Genomic DNA, 22,616 nt, shown 5'->3' on the forward strand with positions numbered 1-22,616 from the left:
AAGTGCTTCATCATGCGCCGCACCTCGCCCTCGCCACATGCAGCTCGGGAGTGAGCATCTGCTTCGTCTTCGGCAGCACGATCCGGCCGTCGAAGTCGCACAGGTAGAAGTTGAACCACGAGCCGTAGGACGCCGTCCCCGTCAGCTCGCCCAGCTTGTTCGGCAGCCGCTTCAGCACGCCCTCCACGGTCTTGTCGTTCCTGTTCAGCGTTCCGGTGAGATCGGTCAGCTCGGCGATGTCGTCCTTCAGCGGCGGACGTGCGTCCTTGAGCAGTCCCGAGGTGGCGTCCGTCAGGTCGCCGATGCTCACCAGCGACCGACCGATGGGCTTGCGGTCGGCGGACAGCCCCGAGATCAGTCGGCGCAGCTGCTTGAGCAGCCCGGAGAAGCGGGCGCCCCGCTTGTCCAGCGTCCCCAGCACGGTGTTGAGGTTGTCGATCACCGAGCCGATCAGCTTGTCGCGGCCGGCCAGCGTCGTGGTGAGCGAGGCGGTGTGCACCAGCAGGCTGTTGACGGTGCCGCCCTCGCCCTGCAGCGTTCGGATGATCTCGGTGGCGAGTTGGTTGACGTCCTGCGGGCTGAGCGCCGCGAACAGGGGCTTGAAGCCGTTCAGCAACGCGTTGAGGTCCAGCGCGGGCTGCGTGCGCGAGAGAGGGATGGTGGCTCCGGACTTCAGTCGGGTGCCGTCTCCCACCCCCTCGGTCAGGGCGACGTAACGCTGTCCGACCAGGTTCCGGTAGCGGATGACCGCGCCGGTGCTGTTCAGCAGCGGACGGTCCGCGGTGACGGTGAAGGTGACCTCGGCCAGTGTCCGGTCCTTGATCCGGATCCCCTCGACCTCGCCGACCCGCACCCCGGCCACCCGGATGTCGTCACCCTTCTCCAGGCCGGTCACGTCGGCGAACACCGCGCGATAGGTGTGCTGGGGCGTGAGGGAGATGTTGACGATGGTGGCGGCGAGCAGTGCCGTCGCCAGGATCGTCACCAGCGCGAAGAGGCTGAACTTGATGAGCGGGGCGGCGGTCTGCCGGGCACTCGATGTCCTCATGCGACGCTCACCGCCGTCCCGCGGGCCATCGGCCCGAACAGCAGCGTCGTGACCGGCGGCACCTCGTCGGCGGGCACGCCCATGACGGGCGCCACGAGCGAGCCGACGGCACGCTGCTCGGCCCGCGTGGCGGACACACCGAGCGGACCGGTCGAACTCCCCTTGCTCGAACCATCGTTGAGGTGCACCCCGGGTGCGGGCACCGGGGGATGGGGCAGGTCACGGCAGTTCGGTCCCGAGCGGTCGTCGTAGCGCGGCTCCTCACCGGGCTCGTACGCCCCCTGCTGTCGTACGACTTCGAGGGTGATGTGCATCTTGCCGCCCCGGAACGCCTGCTCGGAGGCCTGCTCCTCGCGGACCAGGCCGGCCAGGAGGCAGGGATACTCGGGCGAGTAGCGGGCGAAGAGTCCGAGCGTGGGGCGGGAGACCCGGCCGAGGGTGATCAGCCGGTCGCCGTTCGCGTCCAGGAAGTCCTCCGTGGTGCCGGCGGCGGTCGCCGTCGTGGTGAGCGCGGAGGCCAGCCGGCCGTGCTGCTCGACCAGGGTGCGGCTGGTCGTGACGGTGTTGCGCAGGATCTCCATCAGGTCGGGAGCCGCGTCGCCGTACACCTCGGCGACATCGGCCAGGCGCGCGAAGTCCTCGGTGAGGGAGGGCAGATGGGGATTGAGCCGGTGCAGATAGTCCTCGACGCGCGTGAGGTTGTCGCCGATCCGGTCGCCGCGTCCCTCCAGGGCGGTGGCGAATGCCGAAAGCGTGGCGTTGAGCTTGCCGGGCTGCACGGTCCGCAGCAGCGGCAGCAGGTCGTTCATCAGCTGCTGGAGCTCGATGCCGACGCGGGTGCGGTCCTGGGTGATGACGTCCCCGGCGTGGATGGGGCGGGCCGAGGTGTGCACGGGCGCGACCAGGTCGACGTACTTCTCGCCGAACAGCGTCTTGGGCAGCAGGCGTGCGTGCACGTCGGACGGGATGTGCGCGACGTACTCCGGCTTGAGCGCGATGTCGAGCGTCGCCTTCGTCCCGTCGGCGTGCACCGCGCGGACCTCGCCGACCAGCAGCCCGCGCAGCTTGACGTCGGCGCGCGGATCGAGCTGGTTGCCGAGGCTGTCGGCCTCCAGCCTGATCCGTACGGCCGGGGTGAACGCCTGCTGGTAGACGGCGACGGACAGGGACAGCAGCAGGGCGAGCACGGCGATGAACACGACGCCGTACAGCCGTAGTCTCAGCACCCTCATCCGGCTCACCCCGCAATCCGAACGGTCGTGTTGGCGCCCCAGATCGCCAACGAGAGGAAGAAGTCGAGAACGTTGATCGCGACGATCGACGTCCGCACGGCGCGGCCCACGGCGACACCCACGCCCGCCGGGCCGCCGCTCGCGTGGTAGCCGTAGAAGCAGTGCACCAGGATGATCAGCACGGCGAAGACGAGCACCTTCCCGAAGGACCACAGCACGTCGACCGGCGGCAGATACTGCTGGAAGTAGTGGTCGTAGGTGCCCGCCGACTGCCCGTAGTAGCCGGTGGTGATGGTGCGGGCGGCGAGATACGAGGACAGCAGGCCGATGACGTACAGCGGGACGACGGCGACGAAGCCGGCGATCATCCGGGTGGTCACCAGGAACGGCAGCGAGGGGACGCCCATGACTTCGAGCGCGTCGGTCTCCTCGCTGATCCGCATCGCGCCGAGCTGAGCGGTGAACCCGGCGCCGACGGTCGCGGAGAGCGCGAGCCCGGCCACCAGCGGGGCGATCTCACGGGTGTTGAAGTACGCCGAGAGGAACGCCACGAAGTTGGAGGTGCCGAGCTGATTGAGCGCGGCATACCCCTGCAGGCCCACCTCCGTGCCGGTGAAGAACGACAGGAAGGCGATGACGCCGACCGTGCCGCCCACGACGGCGAGGGCACCACGGCCGAAGCTCACCTCGGCGAGCAGCCGCAGGATCTCCTTCTTGTAGCGGCGCAGCGTGCGGCCGGTCCAGGCCAGCGAGCGGCCGTAGAAGGAGAGTTGGGTGCCGAGCTCTTCCAGAGAGCGCAGTGGTCGTTCGAGAAGTCGCATCGGCTAACCCCTCTGCGGGACGACTTGGAAGTACACCGCGGTGATCACGAAGTTCGTCACGAACAGCAACATGAAGGTGATCACCACCGACTGGTTCACCGCGTCGCCCACACCCTTCGGGCCGCCCTTCGCGGTCAGTCCCTTGTACGAGGCGACGATCGCGGCGATCGCACCGAACACCAGCGCCTTGATCTCGGCCGCCCACAGGTCGGAGAGCTGGGCGAGCGTGGTGAAGGAGGCGAGATAGGCGCCCGGAGTGCCGTTCTGCAGAACGACGTTGAAGAAATAGCCGCCCGCGACACCGACCACCGACACCAGTCCGTTGAGCAGCACCGCCACCACCATCGAAGCCAGCACGCGCGGAACGACCAGCCGGTGGATGGGATCGATGCCGAGCACCTGCATCGCGTCGATCTCCTCGCGGATCTTCCGCGCCCCGAGATCCGCGCAGATCGCCGTACCGCCCGCCCCCGCGATCAGCAGCGCGGTCACGATCGGCGAGGCTTCCCGCAGCACCGCCAGCACCGAGGCGGCCCCGGAGAAGGACTGGGCGCCCAGCTGCCGGGTCAGGCTGCCGATCTGCAGCGCGATGACCGCTCCGAACGGGATGGACACGAGGGCCGTCGGCAGAATGGTGACGCTCGCGACGAACCAGGCCTGCTGGATGAACTCCCTTGCCTGGAACGGCCGTCGGGGCAGGGTCCGGACGACGTCCAGGGCCATCGCGAAGAGGTTCCCGGACTGTCTGAGCGCCCCGGTCGGTGACACTCTCATCGGTCCGCCACCTCCTTCCGGCGCAGTTCGGCCTCCCGTCGCGCGATCGCCTCCCAGCGGGGCGGACGGATGATGCCGGGGCCCGGCAGCAGCCGGGGTGTCGGTTCGCGGACGGGTGCCTGGTCGACGAGTTGGGCCAGCTCCTGCTGCACCTGCGCGGCGTCCTTCTCCTCCGCCATGCCGATCGGACCCTGCATCCGGCCGTTCAGGAACTGCCGTACGACGGGTTCGTCGCTGGTCAGCAACTGCTCGCGCGGGCCGAACACGACCAGCTCGCGGCGGAACAGCAGCCCGATGTTGTCCGGGACCTGGCGGGCCGAGGCGATGTCATGGGTGACGATCAGGAAGGTCGCGTCGATCTGTGCGTTGAGGTCGACGATCAGCTGGTTGAGATAGGCGACGCGCACCGGGTCGAGGCCGGAGTCGGGTTCGTCGAAGAGGATGATCTCGGGGTCCAGCACGAGCGCCCGCGCCAGGCCCGCGCGCTTGCGCATCCCGCCGGAGATCTCACCGGGCAGCTTCCCCTCCGAGCCGATCAGCCCGACCATGTCCATCTTCTCCAGCACGATGCGCCGGATCTCGCTCTCGGACTTACGGGTGTGCTCGCGCAGCGGGAAGGCGATGTTGTCGTACAGGCTCATCGAGCCGAACAGCGCGCCGTCCTGGAACAGCACGCCGAACAGCTTCCGCACCTCGTAGAGATCGTGTTCGCGCAGCCTGGTGATGTCACGACCGGCGACCTTCACGCAACCACGGTCCGGCTTCAGCAGCCCGACGAGCGTCTTGAGGAACACCGACTTGCCCGTGCCCGAGGGGCCGAGCATGACCGAGACCTCCCCGGCGGGCAGCGTCAGCGAGACGTCCTGCCAGATGACCTGGTGACCGAAGGACTTGGTCAGCCCTTCCACGCAGATCTCGACACCCATCCGTTCCACCCTTCCGCCGTGGAGCCGCTCCGACATCTGCTCTACGGGGAGAGGCGGGGCGTCCGTCGCGGGGGAGGGGGATTTTTTTCGGGAGTGTTCGCGGCGGGACTACGGCAGTGTGGTCGACGCCGATATTCCGGTGGGAGTCGTTGGGATCACGGACGGAAGAGCCGTCGGGATCGTGGACGTCCCCGGCAGATCGGGAAGGGCGGGAACACTCGGGAGGTCCGACACGCGCGGGACGGCCGGCAAGGGTGACAGGGAGGCCTTCGGCAAGGGCGGCACCGTCAGTGGCAGCAGTGCACTGCGGTGATCAGCGGGGGACTCCGTCGCTCCGGAAGCCGTCGCGGGGGCCGACAGCTCGCGGGCGTTCGAGGCGGGTGTCCGGGCGGTGCCGTCGGGCCGGACGGGCTCGGCAGGGATCCCGGAGACGGAGGATGCCGTGGGCAGGGGCGCCGTGTCCGGCCCGCCCCCTCCGAGCACGTGCGGCAGCACGAACCCCGCGACCGCCAGGGTCGCCGCCGTCGACGCGGCCGCCACGGCCTGTGCCTTGCCGCCCGCCCGCAGCCGTCCCCGCCCGAACAGGAACAGCGCGAACCCGAGCGTCGCGGCCAGCGAGTTGCGCAGCGTGCGCCGGGCCCGGGCGAGCAGCGACTCGACGGTCCGGTAGCTCAGCCCCATCCGCACGGCGACCTGGCCGACGTCGAGGTCCTCCGACTTCAGCCGGAGCGCCTCGGCCTGGCGCGCGGGCAGCTCCCCGCTGCGCACGGCCAGCCACCTGGCCTCGGCCCGATCGCACACCGCCTCTTCGATGGGCACCGGGCACGGCGCGACGAGCGTGGGACTGCTGCGCACCTGGTCCTCGCGATTGACCTGGCGATACCGGTCGACACACAGACGCATGGTCACGGTCGTCAGCCAGGCGCCGAGACGCTCGTCGTCCAGGTCGGGCCGCTCCGCGGCGCGCAGCATCGCCTCGTGCACCGCGTCCTCGGCGTCCTCCAGGCTCATCGATCTGCGCCGGGCCACCTTGAGCAGCTGCTCGCGGTGGCTCCACATGCGCTGCCAACGGTCGTGGGCCGCCTGTATCTCCGCCGGCATGTCCGACATGTCCGTCGCCATGAGGGCCCCTTTGCGCTCACTCGCCGGTCTCGTGCCGTCCGGCGGGTGGCGACATTACCGTCCGGTATCCGCGGTTGGGGAGGGGGTGGCGGTCAACGAGACCACTCCGTTGCTGGTCAGCGGGCCGTCGCTGGGCAACAGGCCGTCGCCGGGCGGTTCGATGTCCGTGCGGGGCAAGGGGAGTTGGGGCTCGTCCGATTCACCGGCCCGAGGTGCCGGGCGTGAGTCGGCGGGAGTAGGTGATGCGGGCGCGGACGGGGTTCGGGTGGGGGCGGGTCTCTGACGGGCGGACGGCGTCGGCTTCGGCGTGGGCTCCCGGTGCGACCGCTCGGGGTGCGCCGATGACCCTGCCGAGCTGTCCGGCACCACCCGGTGTCCTTCCAGGAAGTACGCGTACCAGGCCCTGACGGTGCTCAGATAGGCCTGCGAGTGGTTGTAGCCGAGGACCGCCCGGTCCAGTCCGGCCGGGTCGGAGAGGTCCCGCCCGCCCGCGCACAGATAGCGCCCGGCGGCGAGCGCCGCGTCGAAGATGTTGCCCGGGTCGGCCCGGCCGTCGCCGTTGCCGTCCGTGCCCCAGCGGGCCCAGGTCGAGGGGATGAACTGCATCGGTCCGACCGCACGGTCGTAGGCCGGGTCCCCGTCGTAGGCGCCGCCGTCGGTGTCCCGCACCAGGGCGAAGTGGCCGCCGTCCAGCCGCGGCCCGAGGATCGGCGTCACGGTCGTACCGTCCGCCGTCACCTGACCGCCCCGTGCCTGCCCGGACTCCACCTGCCCGATCGCGGCCAGCAGCTGCCACCGCAGCCGGCAGCCGGGCGCCGTGCGCGCGAGCTCCGCCTCGGCGTGACGGTAGGCGGCGAACACGCTCACGGGCAGCGTTGCCCTCGCCGCCGATGCCCCGTGCTGGTGCTTCCCGGTCCGTAGCGGCGGGAGATCGGTGCGGTACGGGGTGTCGCCCGTCACGCTCGGCCCGTGCTCGTCCGCTGCCGGCCGTGCGGGTGCGGAGGCCCGTGCCGGAACCGCCCCCGGGGGCTGTGACGCGGTCAGTGCTGCCATGGCTGCTGCCGTGATTGCCACACTTCTGGCGCCTCTGATTCTGTGCCCTGCCAAGTCGTGATCCCCTCCGTGCGGTCCTCTGTCCTCTGCTCTACGGGGCAGGGCGGCGGGTCCGTCGCGCGAAGGGTGGGCCAATTCGGAAGTGGAGTGCGCAGGCGCGTCCGCTATTTGGTTGCCGGTCCCTGTACCGTGCAGCAGGATGCGGGGATGCGCTTCTCGGTCAACATTCCGAACTTCGGTGACTTCGCCGATCCCAGGACCGTCGCGAAGGTGGCCGTGGCGGCCGAACAGGCAGGGTGGAACGGGCTGTTCGTCTGGGATCATGTGCTGCACCGCAAGCACGAGGGCAGGCCCTTCGGCGACCCGTGGATGCTGCTGACTGCCGCTGCGTTGGCGACCTCCCGGATCAGGCTGGGCACGTTGGTCACCCCGGTCGCCCGGCGGCGCCCGCAGCAGCTCGCCCGCCAGGTGGCGACCCTGGATGCCATGAGCGGCGGTCGGGTCGTCTTCGCCGCGGGGCTGGGCGGACCCATTGAGGACGAGTACGCGAGTTTCGGCGACACCACGGACCCCAAGGCGCTGGCCGAGCGGCTGGACGAGGGCCTGGACCTGCTGCGGCGGTTCTGGTCGGGCGAACCGGTGAACCACGACGGACGGCACTACCAGGTACGGGACGTGACCCTGCTGCCCGCCACGGTGCAACGCCCTCGGCCGCCGGTCTGGGTGGCCGGCTTCTGGCCCAACCGTCCGCCGATGCGCCGGGCCGCCCGCTGGGACGGGGCGGTCCCGCTGTTCACCGACGCCAGGCACGGCCATGTGCCGCCTGTCGGTCAGGTGCGCGACCTGGTCGCATTCGTGCGCAAGGAGCGCGAGGACCGGTCCGGCGCTCCCTTCGAGATCGTCCTCGGCGGTGCCACACCGGGCGGCGACGCCGCCAAGACCCGTGATCTGATCGGTCCGCTGGCCGAGGCGGGAGCCACCTGGTGGGACGAGCGGCAGATCCAGACCGGCGAAGCGCTCGACCGGCTCACACCGGTGCTGCGCCGCATCGAGCAGGGGCCGCCGGTGTTGTGGTGACCCGGCTGAAGGTGCCCCGCCCGGACCTCAACGTGCCCGGTCGGCTGCCGCCTGCCAGACGGAGGTGAGGTACTGCAGCCGGACCTTGTCGTCGTCGGGCAGCGACTGGGCGTAGCTCCGGCGCAGAGTGAGTACGAGGCTCGGGATGTGGAGTTTCGCGGCGCACTTGCCGTCCGCCACGGCGACGGAGACCTCACGCCTGCGCAGGGCTTGGGTGGCTCCCTGCTTGTGGTAGGCGGCCCTGAGCCGTTCGTAGGCGTCGTCAGGCGAGCCGTACCGGTATCCCTCGGCCCGCATGCAGGTCTTCCAGTCGGTCATGGCCTTGCGGTACTTCGGGGATTCCTCCACCGAAGTGGTGAGGCTGCCGTTGAGGTTCTGCGGGTAGTAAGCGACGGAAACCCAGTCGTCGAGACTTCCGTAGAGGTGTCTGCGGCTCTCGGCCTCGCAGCCCCGTGCCGAGAACGTGACCTTCTGGTCGCGCCCGAAGCGCATCTCGCGGAAATCTGAACCGCCCCCGCGCATGGCTTTCATATAGGCGGCCGACTCTTTCTCCGAGAGCGAGGCCACATAGGCGTCGTTCGGTGATGAACCGCGACCGTCCGAGCCGGACGCGTACTGATCTCCCAGGCCGTATCCCCGGCTGCGGCGGTCTCGCATGTTCAGCGTCTGCTGCTCGTCGGATCCGGTCGGCCGGGCTGTCTTGTCGGCGCGGTAGCGGAATCCCTTCTTTACCATGCAGGCCGCGATGAGTTCGGATTCCTTGTTCGCCAGCCCGGTACTGGTCCTGACGAAGGTCCCGGATCGGGTGAGCAGGTCGAGTTCGGCGGCGGTGAGGGTTCTCCCGCGTTTCTCGTGCGCCTCGTCGGTCGTTCCGCACGCGGCGGTGAGCGCGAGGACTCCCGCCACCGCACAGGCGAGCGATGCGCGTCGCATGGTGTCCTGGGCCTCTCGGTCGGCGGTGGTGGGACGTGCGGTGCCCGCGGACTGCTGCCCGCGGGCACCTGGAAGCCAGGGAATCGAGATGTCCCACCTTCTACGGCACGGGGCCGGTGCAGGTCGAGTTGGTGCCGCCGGTCGCGTAGACGCCCCAGCTGTTCGACGAGACAGCGTCGTTGAACGTCGAGTTGAAGTTCCCGCCGGTGCCCTTCGGGATCCAGCCGCCGGTTCCGCCGTAGGACTTGCCGGTCCACACGACGGCGTCACAGCTGACTCCGTTGTTGAAGTCCGACGAGGCGCAGTCGTTCCAGGTGCGGCTCGGACAGCTGGAGTGACCGAAGACGGACCAGTCGGAGTTCTTTCCGGAGAGCTTTCCCGGCCCGTCGGAGTATCCCGCGTTCACCCAGAAGCAGAAATTGCCGGAGGTACAGCCGGCAGGTGCCGCGGCCGCCTTTACCGAGGTGAAGGATGCCACCGCGGATGCCTTGCCTCGGTTTGCGGAATCATTTGCCGAACTGGCCGCCGATGTTCCGGCCATGGCACCGAGCAGAATCACAACTCCCGCGATCATGGCTAATATTCGTCTCACTATTCCCCCTTGAGGCGTGCGGTTGGTCGCGTCCACTGTTGCCAATTCCGCCTCAGTGGTCCATGGTGTGTCGCCAGGGGGAAAATGCCGAGGCCGGACAGGGGACCGGGATGCTCCGCATTCATTTCTCAGAGCTCGACCTGGCGAGAACCAGAGTGGCCCGGGTGCCCGATCCTCTGTGGGAGGTGGCCGCGAGTCTGCACCGCTTCCAGACCCGCGCCGGCCGCTGGGCCTACGCCGAGTGGTACCGCACGGCCGGCGCCCGCATCCGGGAGAGCCACCTCGACCGCACTCTGCGTGACCTGCTCTTGCCGCTGTACCCACGAGCCGTCTACTTTCCGGACTTCCTGACGCCGTCCCCAGCCCTGGACGATGGGCTCAACGCCGGTCTTGACGCCGGTCTCGACGCGATCATGTCCACCCCGCCCCGCCGCGTGCGTGACGAGCTGGCGGTGCTCGACCGCCGTGTGGGCGCTCCGGCCTGGGTACGACGACTGACGGACCGACAGGAGCGCGCGGAGGTCGTTGCGGCGATCCGCGCCTACTACGAGGCGGCCGTCGCCCCGTTCACCGAGGCGATGCACTCACGTATCGAAGCCGCGCGGTCGCAGTGCTGCCGCGATCTGCTCGACGGCGGTGTGGACCGCATGCTGGCCGGGCTCGGACCCGGGCTGATCTGGCGGCCCCCGATCCTGGAGGTCCGCTATCCCGTCGACGACCGGGATCTGTACCTGGACGGCCGGGGGCTGCGCCTCGTGCCGTCCTACTTCTGCTGGAGCAGCCCGATCAGCCTCGCCGATCCCCAGCTGCCGCCCGTGCTGGTCTACCCCCTGCTGCACGAACCGACCGCCATCAGCCTCCGGCCCGCCACTCCACTGGCCGCGCTGCTGGGCCGTACCCGGGCGACCGTGCTCTGTGTCGTCGCGTCGGGTGCGGGCGCCACCACCGGGGAGATCGCCCGTGCGGTCGGGATCTCCGCGCCCTCCGCGAGCAAGCACGCCGGAGTCCTGCGTGAGGCGGGCCTGCTCGCCAGCAGCCGCCACGCCGCGCACGTCCTCCACACGCTGACTCCGACCGGCGCCTCCCTGCTGGTCGGCTCCCGACCACCGGGCGCGCGAACTGGACGTTGAGCGGAGCGCCCCCGTGACTATCACCCGGGTGGATGCGACTCGAAGGCGTTCACCACGGGGAGGCACTGCACATGCCAGTGATTTTCTTCGACATCGGGGCGACCTTGGCGGATGCCCATGTGGATCCCGACGGCTCCCTGACACTTGAGCCCCGACCGCGTGTCTTGGCTGTGCTCGACGCCCTCCGGGAGGTCCGCAAGGGCATCATCTCCGACCCCGGTCCGGGCGATGGCGCTGCCGCACGTGCAGCGGCCGCGCTGCGGGGGGCGTTCCCCGACCGGTTCACCGACGACGCACTTGTGCACTGGGGTGCGAAGGACAGCCGCGGGATCTTCGACCAGGCGGTCACGAGCGCCGGGGGAGCGGCAGGCGACGACTGTGTCTTCGTGGGCGAGGACGCGGAGGAGCGCGCTCTCGCGCGCGAGGCCGGGATGCGTACGGCGGCTCACCCGGTGTTCGCCATCGCCGCGACGGAAGACAGACCGGTGCTCCGGACGAGGATCGAGTTGCCCGACGGCCTGGGCCCGCCCGAGTTGACCACGGCCGTGGACGAGACCGAGGCCGTTGTCGTGCAGTTCGTCTCCGAGCGGCTCGTGCTCGCGATGGCGACCAGGCAGGGCGCCCAGGCGCTCGAGCACGCGGGTTTCACGGTGGACCTGCGGGGACCGGTGGACGAGGTGGTGGCCTTCCCGATCAGCGACGACCAGTAGGTCTCGGCGGCCGAACCGCACACGGACGCCCCTCGTGAATCCCCGTAGCCGGCGCCGGGTTCCCGGTCGACACGGCGCCGGGACGAGGCGGTGACGCCCAGGGCGTCCGGGCCGGGAGAACGGGCGCTCGACTCGGGCGCCCGGGACATCCCGGCGAGCGAGTACGCCGAGGTCGCCCGACAGGCCGCAGACGGAACGACTGATTCCCCAGCAGCCCCGGTCGCGCCGATCGGAGTCAGGAACAACCCTCGCCGCCGCACAACCCTTTGGCCCTGCGCCTCATCTTGCTTGCCGGCAGCAGCAGAACTGACCTGAAAGCAGGAGCACTTGTCCAGTGCGCGCTCTCCTCTGACACGACGTGGTGCGGCGGTCGGCACCGCCTTGGGGCTCATCGCCCTCGCCGGGCCGCAGGCGGCCGACGCGACGCCGGCCACCAGGGCGACGGGACCCGCCGCCCTCCACTGGTCCACCTGTCCCGCGGGCTCGGATGCGCCCCGCGGCACGTACTGCACCACCCTCAAGGTCCCTCTCGACTACGCCAGTCCGGGCGGACGGCAGATCAAGCTCACGCTGTCGATGGTGGGTGATGCGAGCGCCCCGCGCACGCTCGTGGTCAACCCGGGCGGGCCGGGTGAGTCGGGCATCGGTACGGCCAAGCTGGTGTGGAGCTCGCTGCCCCGGGACGTCGGCGCGAAGTACAACGTCGTCAGCTTCGACCCGCGCGGCGTCGGTGCCAGCACCCCGGTCTCGTGCGGGGACACGACCAAGCTGATCAAGCACCCGGCGGTGCCGTACACGCCCGCGAACGACGGGCAGGAGCAGGCGCGGCGCACCGTGGCCCGCAAGATCGCCGAGCAGTGCGACGCGAAGTCCAAGGCCCTGCTGCCGTACATCACCACCGAGAACGCCGCCCGCGACATGGACCGGATCCGTGCCGCGCTGCACCGCGACAAGATGGACTACCTCGGCTATTCGTACGGGACGAAGCTCGGCGCCACGTACGCGACACTGTTCCCCTCGCACACCGGCCGCATGATTCTGGACAGCGTCGTCGACCCGACCGTCACCACCTATGCCTCGCAGTACGAGCAGAATCCGGCGCTCCAGCACCGGGCCGGCCAGTTCTTCGCCTGGGTGGCGAAGAAGGACAGGACCTACCACCTGGGTGCCACGCAGGCCAAGGTGGCGGCCGCGTGGGAGGCCACCCGGAAGAAGCTGGACACCAAGCCGGCCGGGCGCCGGGCGGGCGGCGCCGAGCTCGACGATCTGCTGGCGTCCGCCATGTACACGGATCTGACCTGGGGCGATGTGGCGCAGGCCGTCTCCGACTACCGGGGCGGGAATGCGAGCGGTCTGCTCAGCGCCACCGACCAACTCGCCCTCGGCGGTGTGGATCCGGCCCAGCTCGCCTACAACTGCGTGGACGACGCCTGGCCCCGCGACTGGGCGACCTGGCACCGGGACACGGCTGCCTCCGCCCGTATGGCTCCACTGTTCGCCTGGCCGAACACCTGGTACAGCGCGCCCTGCGCCTTCTGGAAGGCCCCGACCGCCCGGCCCGTGAAGATCGGCTCGGCCCAGGTGCCGCCGGTCCTGCTGCTCCAGGCGAAGGACGATCCGGCGACCCCGGTCGAGGGAGCGCGGCGCATGCACCAGGTACTGAGCGGTTCCCGCCTCGTCGTCGCGGGCGGCGGCAACCACGGGCAGTACCTGTTCGACGGAAACACCTGCATGGACCGCCACGGCAGCCGCTATCTGCTCACCGGGCAGCTCCCGCCCGACAACGCCACGTGCCCGGCGACCCCGGCACCGTGAGCGACTCCGCGACGGTGTGAGGCTCCAGGTATTCGACAAGGTGTTCCATTTTTGGTGGATGTCGGGTTATGGTCAACCCGAACGATCTTGTACGGAGGTGCCCGGATGGAGAACACCGCGCCCGCTCGCCGAGGCCGTCCCCCGGGGACCAGGACCGCTGAGGGGGAGCTGACGAGCCGCCAGTCGGCCATCGTCCGCTACATCACGGAGACGGTCGACCGGCAGGGCTACCCTCCCTCGATGCGGGAGATCGGCCAGGCCGTGAATCTCGCCAGTACCTCCTCGGTGGCCTACCAGCTGACCGTCCTCGAACGCAAAGGCGTCCTCTACCGCGACCCGCACCGTCCCCGCGCCTACCAGGTACGACCCTCGTGGGCGCCCGACCTGGGCGCCCGGAGCCCCGCACCGGTCGACGTGCCGCTCGTGGGCCGGATCGCCGCCGGCGCGCCCCTGCTCGCCGAGGAGATGATCGAGGACGTCTACTCGCTGCCCCGCCAGATCGTGGGGGAGGGCGACTTGTTCGCCCTGACGGTCTCCGGCGACAGCATGATCGACGCGGCGATCTGCGACGGGGACATCGTGACCGTCCGGCGGCAGGACAGCGCAGACCACGGTGACATCGTCGCCGCGCTCCTGGAGGACGAGGCCACGGTCAAGGTGCTGCGTCGGCAGGAGGGGCGCGTGTGGCTCATGCCCCGCAACCCCGCGTACGAGCCGATCCCCGGTGAACAGGCGCAGATCCTGGGCAAGGTGGTGGGCGTCCTGCGGCGCCTGTGACCAGGCCGCGTCCGGCACGCGCAAAGAAAGTGTCCGACTCGTCGTATTCGGCCCTCCGTGTGGGTTACTGGTAGATCATTGCCAAATTGCAGGACATGCCAGTAAATTTCGGACAACTGCTTCGAGATGTTACCGGCAGACGGGGCCAAAGCATGAGCACGGACGACCGCGTCGCGGTGACGACCGGGATCGCACGACTGGCCGCGTGCCCCGGCCTTGCCGGGCCCGGCCGACTCGGGCTGGTGACCAACCACAGCGGCGTCCTCCCCGACCTGCGCCCGGCCGCGCCCGCGCTGCTCGAGGCCGGCGCGCGGCTGGTCGCCCTGTTCGGTCCCGAGCACGGGCTGTACGGGACCGAACAGGCCGGCGAGAGCGAGGCCGCCCAGGTGGATCCCGCGACCGCCCTCCCGGTCCACGACACCTACCGGTGCAGCGGCGAACGCCTCGATGAACTGCTGGTCGACGGCGGCGTCGACGCCCTGGTGTACGACCTGCAGGACATCGGGGCCAGGTTCTACACCTACGTGTGGACCATGTTCGACCTGATGGTCTCTGCGGCCCGTACAGGCGTACGGTTCGTGGTGGCCGACCGGCCGAACCCCCTGGGCGGACTCGTCAGCGAGGGCCCGCTGCTCGACCCGGCGTGGGCCAGCTTCGTCGGGCGCGTTCCAATACCCGTCCGGCACGGCCTCACCTGTGGCGAACTCGCCCGGCATCTCAACGCCTCGGCTGTGCCCCAAATAGCGGGCAACGCCGCCGACTTGACGGTGATCGAGGTCGCCGGATGGCGGCGTGCCACGGGTGCGGAGGCCACCGGCCTGCCATGGGTTGCGCCCTCGCCGAACATCCCGACTCCCGCCACCGCCACCGTCTACCCCGGCACCTGCCTGTTCGAGGGGACGAATGTCTCGGAGGGCCGTGGCACCACCCAGCCCTTCGAGATCGTGGGAGCCCCGTACATCGACGCCCGGTTCGCCCCCTCCCTCGCTGAACTCGCCCTGCCCGGAGTGCACTTCCGTGATCTGCGGTATGTACCGACCTTCCACAAACACGCCGGACGGGCGCTGCGCGGGGTCCAACTGCACATCACCGACCGCGAGGTGTTCGCCCCCGTACGCACCGCCGTCGCGATGCTCGCCACGCTGCGGCGGCTGTACCCGGACGACTTCGCCTGGCGCACCACGGACGAGGGTGCGGAGGCGACTGGCCATCGTCACTTCATCGACCTGCTGTGGGGCTCGGACCGGTTGCGGCGTGCCGTCGACGCGGGCGACGACCCGCTTCCGCTGTGCGATCCGCCGGCGCCGCCCGGTCGGTGGGCCGGCGACGATGCGCTGCTCTATCCCTGAGCCCCCAACTCGCCACCGGGGACCTATGGAAGGACAACCCCGCCGATGACCGACCCCACGACGACGTCCCCTGCCGCCATCCGCGGCTTTCGCGCGGGGGACGGCCCGCAGTTGGTGGAGGCATGGTGTCGCAGCGCGCCGACCGACCCCATCACCCCGGACCTCTTCCGCTCCCTGGTGCTGCTCGACGCCAACTTCGATCCGGAGGGGCTGCGGGTGGCCGTCGACGCCGGCCGGGTCGTCGGTGCCGCCTACGCGGTACGCCGTCTGACGCCGATGACCGGCACCGACCTCGAGCCGGAGCAGGGCTGGATCCCGTTCTTCTTCGTCGACCCGGCTGCCCGCGGGCGCGGACTCGGTCGCCGGCTGCTGACCGAGGCTCTCGACTGGCTGCACGGTCACGGCCGTACCAGGGTGGACTTCTCCTCGTACACCCCGAACTACATCCTCCCCGGCCTGGACGCCGAGGCGTACCCCGAAGCGGCCAAGCTCCTTGAGGCCCTGGGCTTTCGCACCCTGTACGAGGCGGCGGCGATGGACCGCGGCCTGGTCGGTCATCGCCTCCCGGACGATGTCGTGGGCCGCCTGGACGCACTGACGGCGCAGGGTTACCGGTTCGCCACCCCGTCCGACGACGACCTGGTGGAACTCGTCGCCCTCGCCGGGAACCACTTCAACCCGGACTGGGCGCGTGCCATCCGGGAGTGTCTGGCCGCGGGCACGCCGCTCGACCGGATCGTCGTCGTCCGGGAGCCCTCGGGCCGCCTGGTCGGCTGGGCGATGCACGGTGCGTACGAGTCGATGGTCGAGCGGTTCGGTCCGTTCGGTGTGCTGGAGGAGACGCGCGGCACCGGGCTCGGCAAGGTCCTGCTCCATCTGGTCCTGGAGCGGATGCGGGCGCGCGGCGCGCACTCCGCGTGGTTCCTGTGGACCGGCGAGCGGTCCCCGGCGGGCCATCTGTACCGCAAGGCCGGTTTCACCACGACCCGGCTGTTCCGCGTGATGCGGTGGGAGGCCACCCCATGACGCGGGCACGGCGCACCCACGGCCTGAGCCGCCGTCACTTCGCGCTCGCGCTCCCCTCGGCGCTGCTCGCCTCCGGATGCGCCGTGCCGCACCAGGGCACCGGGCGGCCCGGGGATCCGATCGTCCTCACCCTGCTCTCCCACTACGCGAGCGGGGAGCTCAAAGCGGCCCTGCAGGGCCCGGTCGACGAGTGGAACGCCACGCACGACCGGGTCAAGGTGCGGACCAGGGCCGTCGAGTTCACGGACCTGCTGACCACGTTCATGGTCAGGCAGGCCGCGGGCCAGGGTGCCGACATCCTCCACCCGTACTGCCTGTGGACCGGCCAGCTGGTCCAGGCCGGTGTCCTGCGGCCCGCCCCGCCCGAGCACGCCGAGGAGATCAGACGCGGCTACGGCGAGGCCGCGGTCGGCTCCTCATCGGTGGGGGGCAGACTCTACGGCTACCCCACCGAGATGCAGACGTACGCCCTCTACTACAACAAACGGCTGCTGCGCGAGGCAGGCATCGACGGTCCTCCGCGCACCTGGCGGGAGTTGGAGGAGGCGGCCTACCGCACCAGCAGGAGGGACCGGTACGGCAACACGCTGGTCCAGGGCTTCGGGCTGTCGACGTACGACGACTCCACCACCGTCGGCCAGACGCTCGCCCTCCTCAACTCCGCCGGCGGAACGTTCGTCTCCGCGGACGGCAGGACCACCGCCATCGACTCGCCGGCCGGCCGTGCCGTATTCGATCTGGAGCACCGTCTCGTCGCCAAAGGCGCGAGCGCGCCCGGCGTCAACGTCTACAAGGCGTTTCCGTCCGGGCAGGTGGCCATGGTGGTCAGCGCCGGGTGGTGGACCGGGAGTCTGAAGCCCCTGATGGGCAAGGACTACCGCGACGTCGGTGTCGCGCCGCTGCCGGTCCCCGAGGCCGGCGACCAGCGCGCCACCCTCTCCACCGGCTTCATGCTGGGGGTCAACGCGGCCAGTGAACACCCGCGCGAGGCCTGGGAGTTCCTGCGCTGGCTCAACACGGAGAAGGTGGGCGTGAAGAGCGCCAAGAAGGGTGCAAAGGCAACCCGGATGAGCTCCCTGCAGGTGTCGGTCGGCTCTCTGACCGGCCGCGCCGACGACATGCGGACGCTCCTGAGCGAGGGCGGCGATCCGAACCTGCGCCCGTTCCTGGACGCACTGGCGTACGCGGTGCCCGAGCCGAATGTGCCGGGCGCTCAGCAGGCCAAGTCGCTGTTGCGCAAGAACATCGAGGCGTTGTGGACGGGTCAGCAGTCGGTCGACGAGGCACTGTGGACCACCCGCCGTCAGGTCGATCAGGAGGTGTCGCGCGCATGGTGAACACCCTGACGCCCACGACGACCGAGCGGGCGCACAGCCCCGGCTCCGCCGGGCTCGCCGTCGACGGCCGCAGCCGTACCCGGCGCCGCCAAGTGGTCGTCGCCTATCTCTTCCTGGCGCCGACGTTGCTGTTCTTCGCGGTCTTCCTGATCCTGCCGCTCGGCTTCGCCCTGCTGCTGTCGATGTCCCGCTGGGCCGGATTCGACCTCGGTGACATCGATCCGGTCGGCCTGGACAACTTCACCGATCTCTTCGCGGACGGATCGACATTCCTGGCGCCGATCCTCACCAACACGCTGCTGTTCGCCCTGGGCACCGTGGCCCTCGCGCTCGCGGGCTCCGTGCTCGTCGCCACCTGCATCGACAACCTGCGGTTCCAGGGCCTGTGGCGCACCCTGTACTTCCTGCCGATCGTCACGACCGTCGTCGCCGTCGGCAACGTGTGGAAGTACATGTACGAGCCCGGCGGACTCGTCAACGGCGTCCTCAACGCCCTCGGTCTCGGCTCGGTGGCGTTCCTGCAGGACCCGGACACCGCGCTGCCCTCGGTCGTGGTCGTACAGGCCTGGGCGTCGGTCGGCTCGGCGATCCTCATCCTGACCGCCGGGCTGAAGTCCATTCCCGAGTCGTACTACGAGGCCGCGGCGCTCGACGGCGCCGGACCCGTCGCCGTCCTCTGGAAGATCACACTGCCGCTGCTGAGGCCGTCGCTGCTGTTCGTGTGCATCACGCAGTTCCTCACCGGTCTGCAGTCGTTCGCGCTGATCATCGTGATGACCAAGGGCGGGCCGGGGGACGCGACCAATGTGGCAGCGCTGGAGATGTACCGACAGGCCTTCTCGTACGGCAACTGGGGCATCGCGAGCGCCGCCGCATTCGTGCTGTTCGTCGTGGTCCTCGCGGTCACGCTGATGCAGTTGTGGATCTTCCGGCGCAAGGGGGAGGACGCATGAACCGCCGCCGTTTCCCGCTCCTCTCGTACCTGCTGGTCGTGACCGGCGCCGTGCTCACGGTGGTGCCGTTCCTCGACATGGTGATGACGTCCTTCAAGGGGCCCGGTGAGTCCGGCACACTGCCGTACCGGTTCCTGCCCCAGGCGTTCGACCTGTCCAACTACCGGGCGGCGATCGACCAGCTTGATCTGCCGGTGCTCTTCCGCAACAGCGTCGTCGCCACCGCCGTGATCACCGGATCGGTGCTGCTCACGTCGTCACTCGCGGGCTACGCGCTCGCCAAACTCCGCTTTCCCGGCCGGAACTTCATCTTCCGTCTCGTCCTGTCCACGATGATGTTCCCGCCGTTCCTCTTCTTCATCCCGCACTTCCTGATCCTTGTGCACTGGCCGCTGGCGGGCGGCAACGACCTGTTCGGGCGCGGCGGCGCGGGCCTGACCGTCAGCATGGCGGCGCTCGCCATGCCGTTCCTCGTCAACGGCTTCGGGATCTTCCTGACACGCCAGTTCGTGCTCTCGATCCCGGACGAGGTCCTCGAGGCCGCGCGCATCGACGGGGCGGGCGAGTTCGCCGTGTGGTGGCGGATCGTGGTTCCACAGACCAAGCCGGTCGTGGTGACGCTCGGGCTGCTGACCTTCGTCGACGCCTGGAACGAGTACATCTGGGCGCTGCTCGTCTCGACCGCCAACCCGGACGTGATGACCCTGCCCGTCGGCATCCAACTCCTCCAGGACTACGTCGACCCGACCCGCACGATGCCCATCGTCATGGCCGGACTCGTGCTGAGCATCCTGCCGGTCCTGATCCTCTTCCTGCTGCTGCAGAAGTACTACATCCGCGGCGTCATGCTCAGCGGCCTCAAGTGAGGCCTCGTAGACGGAAGGCGCCTCGGAATTGTGGCCTCCGCCATAGCCTGTGTGCTCCGGGCCTGCTGAGGTGATCGTCATGACCGAGGGAATCACCTGGCTCGCGGAACCGAAGTCCATCGACTGGGGCGGCTACAGCGTCGTCATCGCGCAGGACCTCGCCGGTGACACGCTCGCCCAGCGCGTAGCGGCCACCCGGTTCGGCCGGAACATCCAGGAACCACGTTTCCTGGGCAACCTCACCGCCGGCCAGGCCGACGATGTCATGACCGGGCTGTTCGGTGACACCCATGACGCGATCGCTCTGCGCTACGGCGAGACGGGCGAGTGGGCCTATGTGGTCCAGCACGGCTTCTGGTACGCGGAGTTCGGGCGCCAACCACCCGTCTCCCGCGGCGGCGCCCATGTGTTCCGCCTGTGGTACGAGGAGGAGAACGGCAAACCCGTGCCGCCCTTCTTCGCCTACGAGCACGACGGCCGCACGCTGTGCCACTTCAACCTGCACCTCGACGGCTCATGGGGATCGAGCGGAGTCGACGGGGACCCGGAGGTGGCCCGCGCTCTGGAAGCCAGGCTGAGGGCAGCCGGACTTTCCGTCGACGACCCCGAAGACCGCTGGGACGACCGGCGCAGGACCCATCGGGCGTGCCTCGGCGCCATCGAGGAGCGCTTCGACCTCACGCTGCCCCGCGAACAGATCCTCAACGGGGCTCTTCCCACACTCCTGATGAAGGCGAACAGCGCCGACTGCCCGTTCTGCGGAGCAAAGCAGGGATGAGTCAGCCCGGCCGCGCGGGGGTCGGTCCGCCTTGCGCCGCTTCCGGACCGCTGTGTGCGACCCGTGTCAGATCGTTCATCAGCGCGGCCAGCCATGACACGGTCGCGTAGTACAGGCGGGGCGCGCCCGGCGGCTCCGTGGCGAACCCCTTGAAGACCGGGTCGTTCAGCGGCACCGGCGCGGTGGGGGTGTCGTCCCCGGGATCCAGCACTGCCGAGACCAGCAACATACGCCCGCACACCCGGTCCCCCAGGCCGCTGACCGAGTCGGCAGGCGCTGGGCCCATCGCGGTGAGCGGCGGCTCCAACAGCCGCTCCGACCCCCACAGGGTGTGATGGCCGGCCATCAGCGTCGCCTGCCAGTCCATTCCGGGCAGTGCCACGCTCCTCCCTGGTCCGCCGAAGGGTGTCGGCTCGCTCTGGTACTGCGCGTACGCGGACTCCGCGAGGATGACCGCGTGCTGGAGCGACCGGTGGCCGGGCACCCCGGACGGCGCCGCCACCGCCCCGCCTCCCGCCACCGAGGCACTGGTCGCCACCACGATCTCGGCCGCCCTGCGCAGGAGTTCCGCCGAGGCATTGCACAGCTCGTTGTGGGCCCCGCGCGGCCAGGCCAGCAGACCGAAGACCGCACCGATCGCACTGCCGACCAGCACGTCCAGCAGCCGGACCTCGGCCAGCCGCCAGGTCGGCGGCGCCAGCTGGGCGAAGACCAGGGCCACGACCACGGTGAACAGGCCCTGTGCCCAGCCGACTCCTCTGACCGGCCCCACCGTGAAGGCGAACAGCATCCCGATCGGCAGTACGGCGGCATACACCACGGTGTGGGGCCCCACCAGGTCCAGCAGTCCCGCGGTCACCAGAGCCCCGGCCAGGGTGCCCGCGAGCGCCACCCGGATGGTGCTCCAGGTTTCGTCCATGGTGGTCCGGGTGAGGGTGAGGGTCGCCAGCATGGCCCAGAATCCGTGGGGCAGCGTGTCCACCCCGGCCACGAGCCTGGCCGCCGTCAGGGCCAGCGAGATACGGACCGCGTTCTGGAAGAACACCGAGCGGCGACCGGCGTGACCGCGCAGCCGGTGCCACCACAGGCACGGGGCCCAGGCAGTGGCGTACCAGAAGCGACTCGGCGAGACCTGCACCGCGGTCCGTCGGCCTCGTACCGCCAGATCCGCCGCCGTGGCCATCGTGAGCGCGGCGTCGGCGATCTCCAGCACGGCGGCGTGCCGGCGCAGAACGGCGGGCGGGAACTCCGGCCCGGGATCGGTCCCACCGGTGACCACGGCAGCCGAGGCCACCGTGGGGGCGGCGCCACCGGACACTGCCGACAGGTGGGCGCGCGCCGCGACCAGCTCCTCGTACGCGGCCACGGGCGACGGTCCCGACCTCAGACAGGCCGCGGTGGCGGTGGCCAGCCGTGCCACCGCCCGCAGTACGCCGGTCACGTCGGGTCCCGGACCGTCGGCCGGTGCGGCGGGCAGCTGCTCCAGTCGGCTGAGCAGGGTGCGGGTGGCCAGCCCGGTGTGGGCGAGGGCACGGTCGTGCACTCCCGGTCCGGCGGGACGTTCCGCTTCCGGCACGTTCAGGGACCGCAGCGCCTGAGCGCCGTCACTCAACGCCCGGATGTCCGCGTCGTCCAGGGCGTAGGGCGGCGCGGCGAGGAGTGTCGCGCAGTGGGCGGCGGTCTGCGCGGCCCGGGCGGCTCGCTCCCGGTACGACGGCGGGGCGGGCTCAGGGAGGATCAGCGCCTCGGCGGCGATGAAGAGGGCCAGCCCTGTGGTCGTCCCGATCAGCCGGTCGCCGAGCGAGCCGGGATCGTACGGCGGGAAGGACGGCAGGATGTAGAGGAGCTGCAGGCCCGGTGCCGCCCCCGCCGGACGTGGACCCCCCGCGGCGCAGAAGGCGAGCGCGAAGCCGACCACGAGCATGCCGACGACGGCGCTCCAGGTCCGTACCGACAGATAGGTGCCGACGACCACCAGCAGCCAGCACACCGGCACCAAGCGCAGCGTCAGCGCGGCGCGCTGACGGCCGGTGCCGGGGATCTTGGAGAGTCCGCCCAGCGCCACGGTGGCGAACAGGGCGTAAGTGGCGGCAACGGGGCGATCGAGGCCGTAGCGGAAGAGGTAGAAGGCGGCCGAGGCGACCAAGGTCACGCGGAGCGCCCGGCGACCCGAGGACGCGTAGGCCGCCCGGATCCGACCGACTGGCACACCCCACACCCCTAAAGGATCACGTACGACCGGGAACCCGGCACTTTCCCGGCGCCGATCGGGTGGCGCACCGCCGTTGGGCGGCCCA

The 22,616-nt window shown here is 70.1% G+C and carries 21 protein-coding genes and 1 pseudogene; 12 read left to right on the top strand and 10 right to left on the bottom strand.

The features are described from left to right. Window positions 1-10: 10 nt before the first annotated feature. The 7 genes from N8I87_RS38565 to N8I87_RS38595 form a co-directional block, all read right to left on the bottom strand. Window positions 11-1,048, bottom strand: a complete 1,038-nt coding sequence (locus tag N8I87_RS38565) for an MCE family protein (protein ID WP_263215529.1) — start codon at window positions 1,046-1,048, stop codon at window positions 11-13. Next, complete coding sequence (locus tag N8I87_RS38570) at window positions 1,045-2,280, bottom strand: MCE family protein (RefSeq protein ID WP_263215531.1); 1,236 nt, start codon at window positions 2,278-2,280, stop codon at window positions 1,045-1,047. Before N8I87_RS38570 ends, N8I87_RS38565 begins: the two co-directional genes overlap by 4 nt. A gap of 5 nt (window positions 2,281-2,285) precedes the next feature. Then, the gene (locus N8I87_RS38575; RefSeq protein WP_263215532.1) at window positions 2,286-3,101 is read right to left on the bottom strand and encodes an MlaE family ABC transporter permease; all 816 of its coding nucleotides are present in this window, start codon (window positions 3,099-3,101) and stop codon (window positions 2,286-2,288) included. Between the two features lie 3 nt (window positions 3,102-3,104). Then, complete coding sequence (locus tag N8I87_RS38580) at window positions 3,105-3,875, bottom strand: MlaE family ABC transporter permease (protein ID WP_263215534.1); 771 nt, start codon at window positions 3,873-3,875, stop codon at window positions 3,105-3,107. Beyond that, the gene (locus tag N8I87_RS38585) at window positions 3,872-4,801 is read right to left on the bottom strand and encodes an ABC transporter ATP-binding protein (RefSeq protein WP_263215535.1); all 930 of its coding nucleotides are present in this window, start codon (window positions 4,799-4,801) and stop codon (window positions 3,872-3,874) included. Before N8I87_RS38585 ends, N8I87_RS38580 begins: the two co-directional genes overlap by 4 nt. Before the next feature lie 108 nt (window positions 4,802-4,909). After that, window positions 4,910-5,923 carry a sigma-70 family RNA polymerase sigma factor gene (locus tag N8I87_RS38590; protein WP_263215537.1) on the bottom strand — a complete coding sequence of 338 codons (1,014 nt, stop codon included), beginning with the start codon at window positions 5,921-5,923 and terminating at the stop codon, window positions 4,910-4,912. 54 nt (window positions 5,924-5,977) lie between these two features. After that, entirely contained in the window at window positions 5,978-6,976 is a 999-nt protein-coding gene (locus N8I87_RS38595) for a lytic transglycosylase domain-containing protein (protein ID WP_263215539.1), read from the bottom strand. A 207-nt stretch (window positions 6,977-7,183) separates the two neighbouring features. Between N8I87_RS38595 and N8I87_RS38600 the strand changes: the two genes are divergently transcribed. Continuing rightward, window positions 7,184-8,053, top strand: coding sequence for an LLM class flavin-dependent oxidoreductase (locus N8I87_RS38600; RefSeq protein WP_263215540.1), 870 nt, complete (start codon window positions 7,184-7,186; stop codon window positions 8,051-8,053). 27 nt (window positions 8,054-8,080) lie between these two features. Here N8I87_RS38600 and N8I87_RS38605 read toward each other — a convergent pair whose 3' ends face one another. Continuing rightward, window positions 8,081-8,986: a hypothetical protein gene (locus N8I87_RS38605; RefSeq protein WP_263215541.1), complete on the bottom strand. Its 906-nt coding sequence runs from the start codon at window positions 8,984-8,986 to the stop codon at window positions 8,081-8,083. Between the two features lie 100 nt (window positions 8,987-9,086). Beyond that, window positions 9,087-9,464, bottom strand: a complete 378-nt coding sequence (locus N8I87_RS38610; RefSeq protein ID WP_263215542.1) for a peptidase inhibitor family I36 protein — start codon at window positions 9,462-9,464, stop codon at window positions 9,087-9,089. A gap of 278 nt (window positions 9,465-9,742) precedes the next feature. Here N8I87_RS38610 and N8I87_RS38615 point away from each other — a divergent pair, with 278 nt between their 5' ends. From N8I87_RS38615 to N8I87_RS38665, 11 genes and pseudogenes are all read left to right on the top strand, one after another. Further along, on the top strand, window positions 9,743-10,708 hold the full coding sequence (locus N8I87_RS38615; protein WP_317633530.1) for an ArsR/SmtB family transcription factor: 966 nt from the start codon (window positions 9,743-9,745) through the stop codon (window positions 10,706-10,708). A gap of 71 nt (window positions 10,709-10,779) precedes the next feature. After that, window positions 10,780-11,418, top strand: a complete 639-nt coding sequence (locus N8I87_RS38620; RefSeq protein ID WP_263215544.1) for an HAD family hydrolase — start codon at window positions 10,780-10,782, stop codon at window positions 11,416-11,418. A gap of 48 nt (window positions 11,419-11,466) precedes the next feature. Then, window positions 11,467-11,613: pseudogene (locus N8I87_RS38625) on the top strand (DinB family protein); the annotation flags it as partial. Between the two features lie 132 nt (window positions 11,614-11,745). Beyond that, complete coding sequence (locus N8I87_RS38630; protein ID WP_263215545.1) at window positions 11,746-13,233, top strand: alpha/beta hydrolase; 1,488 nt, start codon at window positions 11,746-11,748, stop codon at window positions 13,231-13,233. Between the two features lie 105 nt (window positions 13,234-13,338). Continuing rightward, window positions 13,339-14,010 (top strand): transcriptional repressor LexA, encoded by a 672-nt coding sequence (gene lexA, locus N8I87_RS38635; RefSeq protein ID WP_263215546.1) that lies wholly within the window; start codon window positions 13,339-13,341, stop codon window positions 14,008-14,010. A 152-nt stretch (window positions 14,011-14,162) separates the two neighbouring features. Next, window positions 14,163-15,359 carry an exo-beta-N-acetylmuramidase NamZ family protein gene (locus tag N8I87_RS38640; protein ID WP_263215547.1) on the top strand — a complete coding sequence of 399 codons (1,197 nt, stop codon included), beginning with the start codon at window positions 14,163-14,165 and terminating at the stop codon, window positions 15,357-15,359. Window positions 15,360-15,404: 45 nt separating this feature from the next. Beyond that, window positions 15,405-16,385 (top strand): GNAT family N-acetyltransferase, encoded by a 981-nt coding sequence (locus N8I87_RS38645; RefSeq protein WP_263215548.1) that lies wholly within the window; start codon window positions 15,405-15,407, stop codon window positions 16,383-16,385. Next, window positions 16,382-17,722: an ABC transporter substrate-binding protein gene (locus N8I87_RS38650; RefSeq protein WP_263215549.1), complete on the top strand. Its 1,341-nt coding sequence runs from the start codon at window positions 16,382-16,384 to the stop codon at window positions 17,720-17,722. The genes N8I87_RS38645 and N8I87_RS38650 overlap by 4 nt, the downstream gene beginning before the upstream one ends. Then, entirely contained in the window at window positions 17,716-18,675 is a 960-nt protein-coding gene (locus N8I87_RS38655) for a carbohydrate ABC transporter permease (protein ID WP_263215550.1), read from the top strand. Before N8I87_RS38650 ends, N8I87_RS38655 begins: the two co-directional genes overlap by 7 nt. Then, entirely contained in the window at window positions 18,672-19,541 is an 870-nt protein-coding gene (locus tag N8I87_RS38660; RefSeq protein ID WP_263215551.1) for a carbohydrate ABC transporter permease, read from the top strand. The genes N8I87_RS38655 and N8I87_RS38660 overlap by 4 nt, the downstream gene beginning before the upstream one ends. Window positions 19,542-19,620: 79 nt before the next feature. Next, window positions 19,621-20,319, top strand: a complete 699-nt coding sequence (locus tag N8I87_RS38665; RefSeq protein ID WP_263215552.1) for a hypothetical protein — start codon at window positions 19,621-19,623, stop codon at window positions 20,317-20,319. 1 nt (window position 20,320) lies between these two features. Here the strand turns inward: N8I87_RS38665 and N8I87_RS38670 are convergent, their stop codons facing one another. Next, on the bottom strand, window positions 20,321-22,471 hold the full coding sequence (locus tag N8I87_RS38670) for an FUSC family protein (protein WP_263215553.1): 2,151 nt from the start codon (window positions 22,469-22,471) through the stop codon (window positions 20,321-20,323). Between the last annotated feature and the right edge of the window lie 145 nt (window positions 22,472-22,616).

Source organism: Streptomyces sp. HUAS 15-9, from assembly GCF_025642155.1.
Classification (GTDB): Bacteria; Actinomycetota; Actinomycetes; order Streptomycetales; family Streptomycetaceae; genus Streptomyces.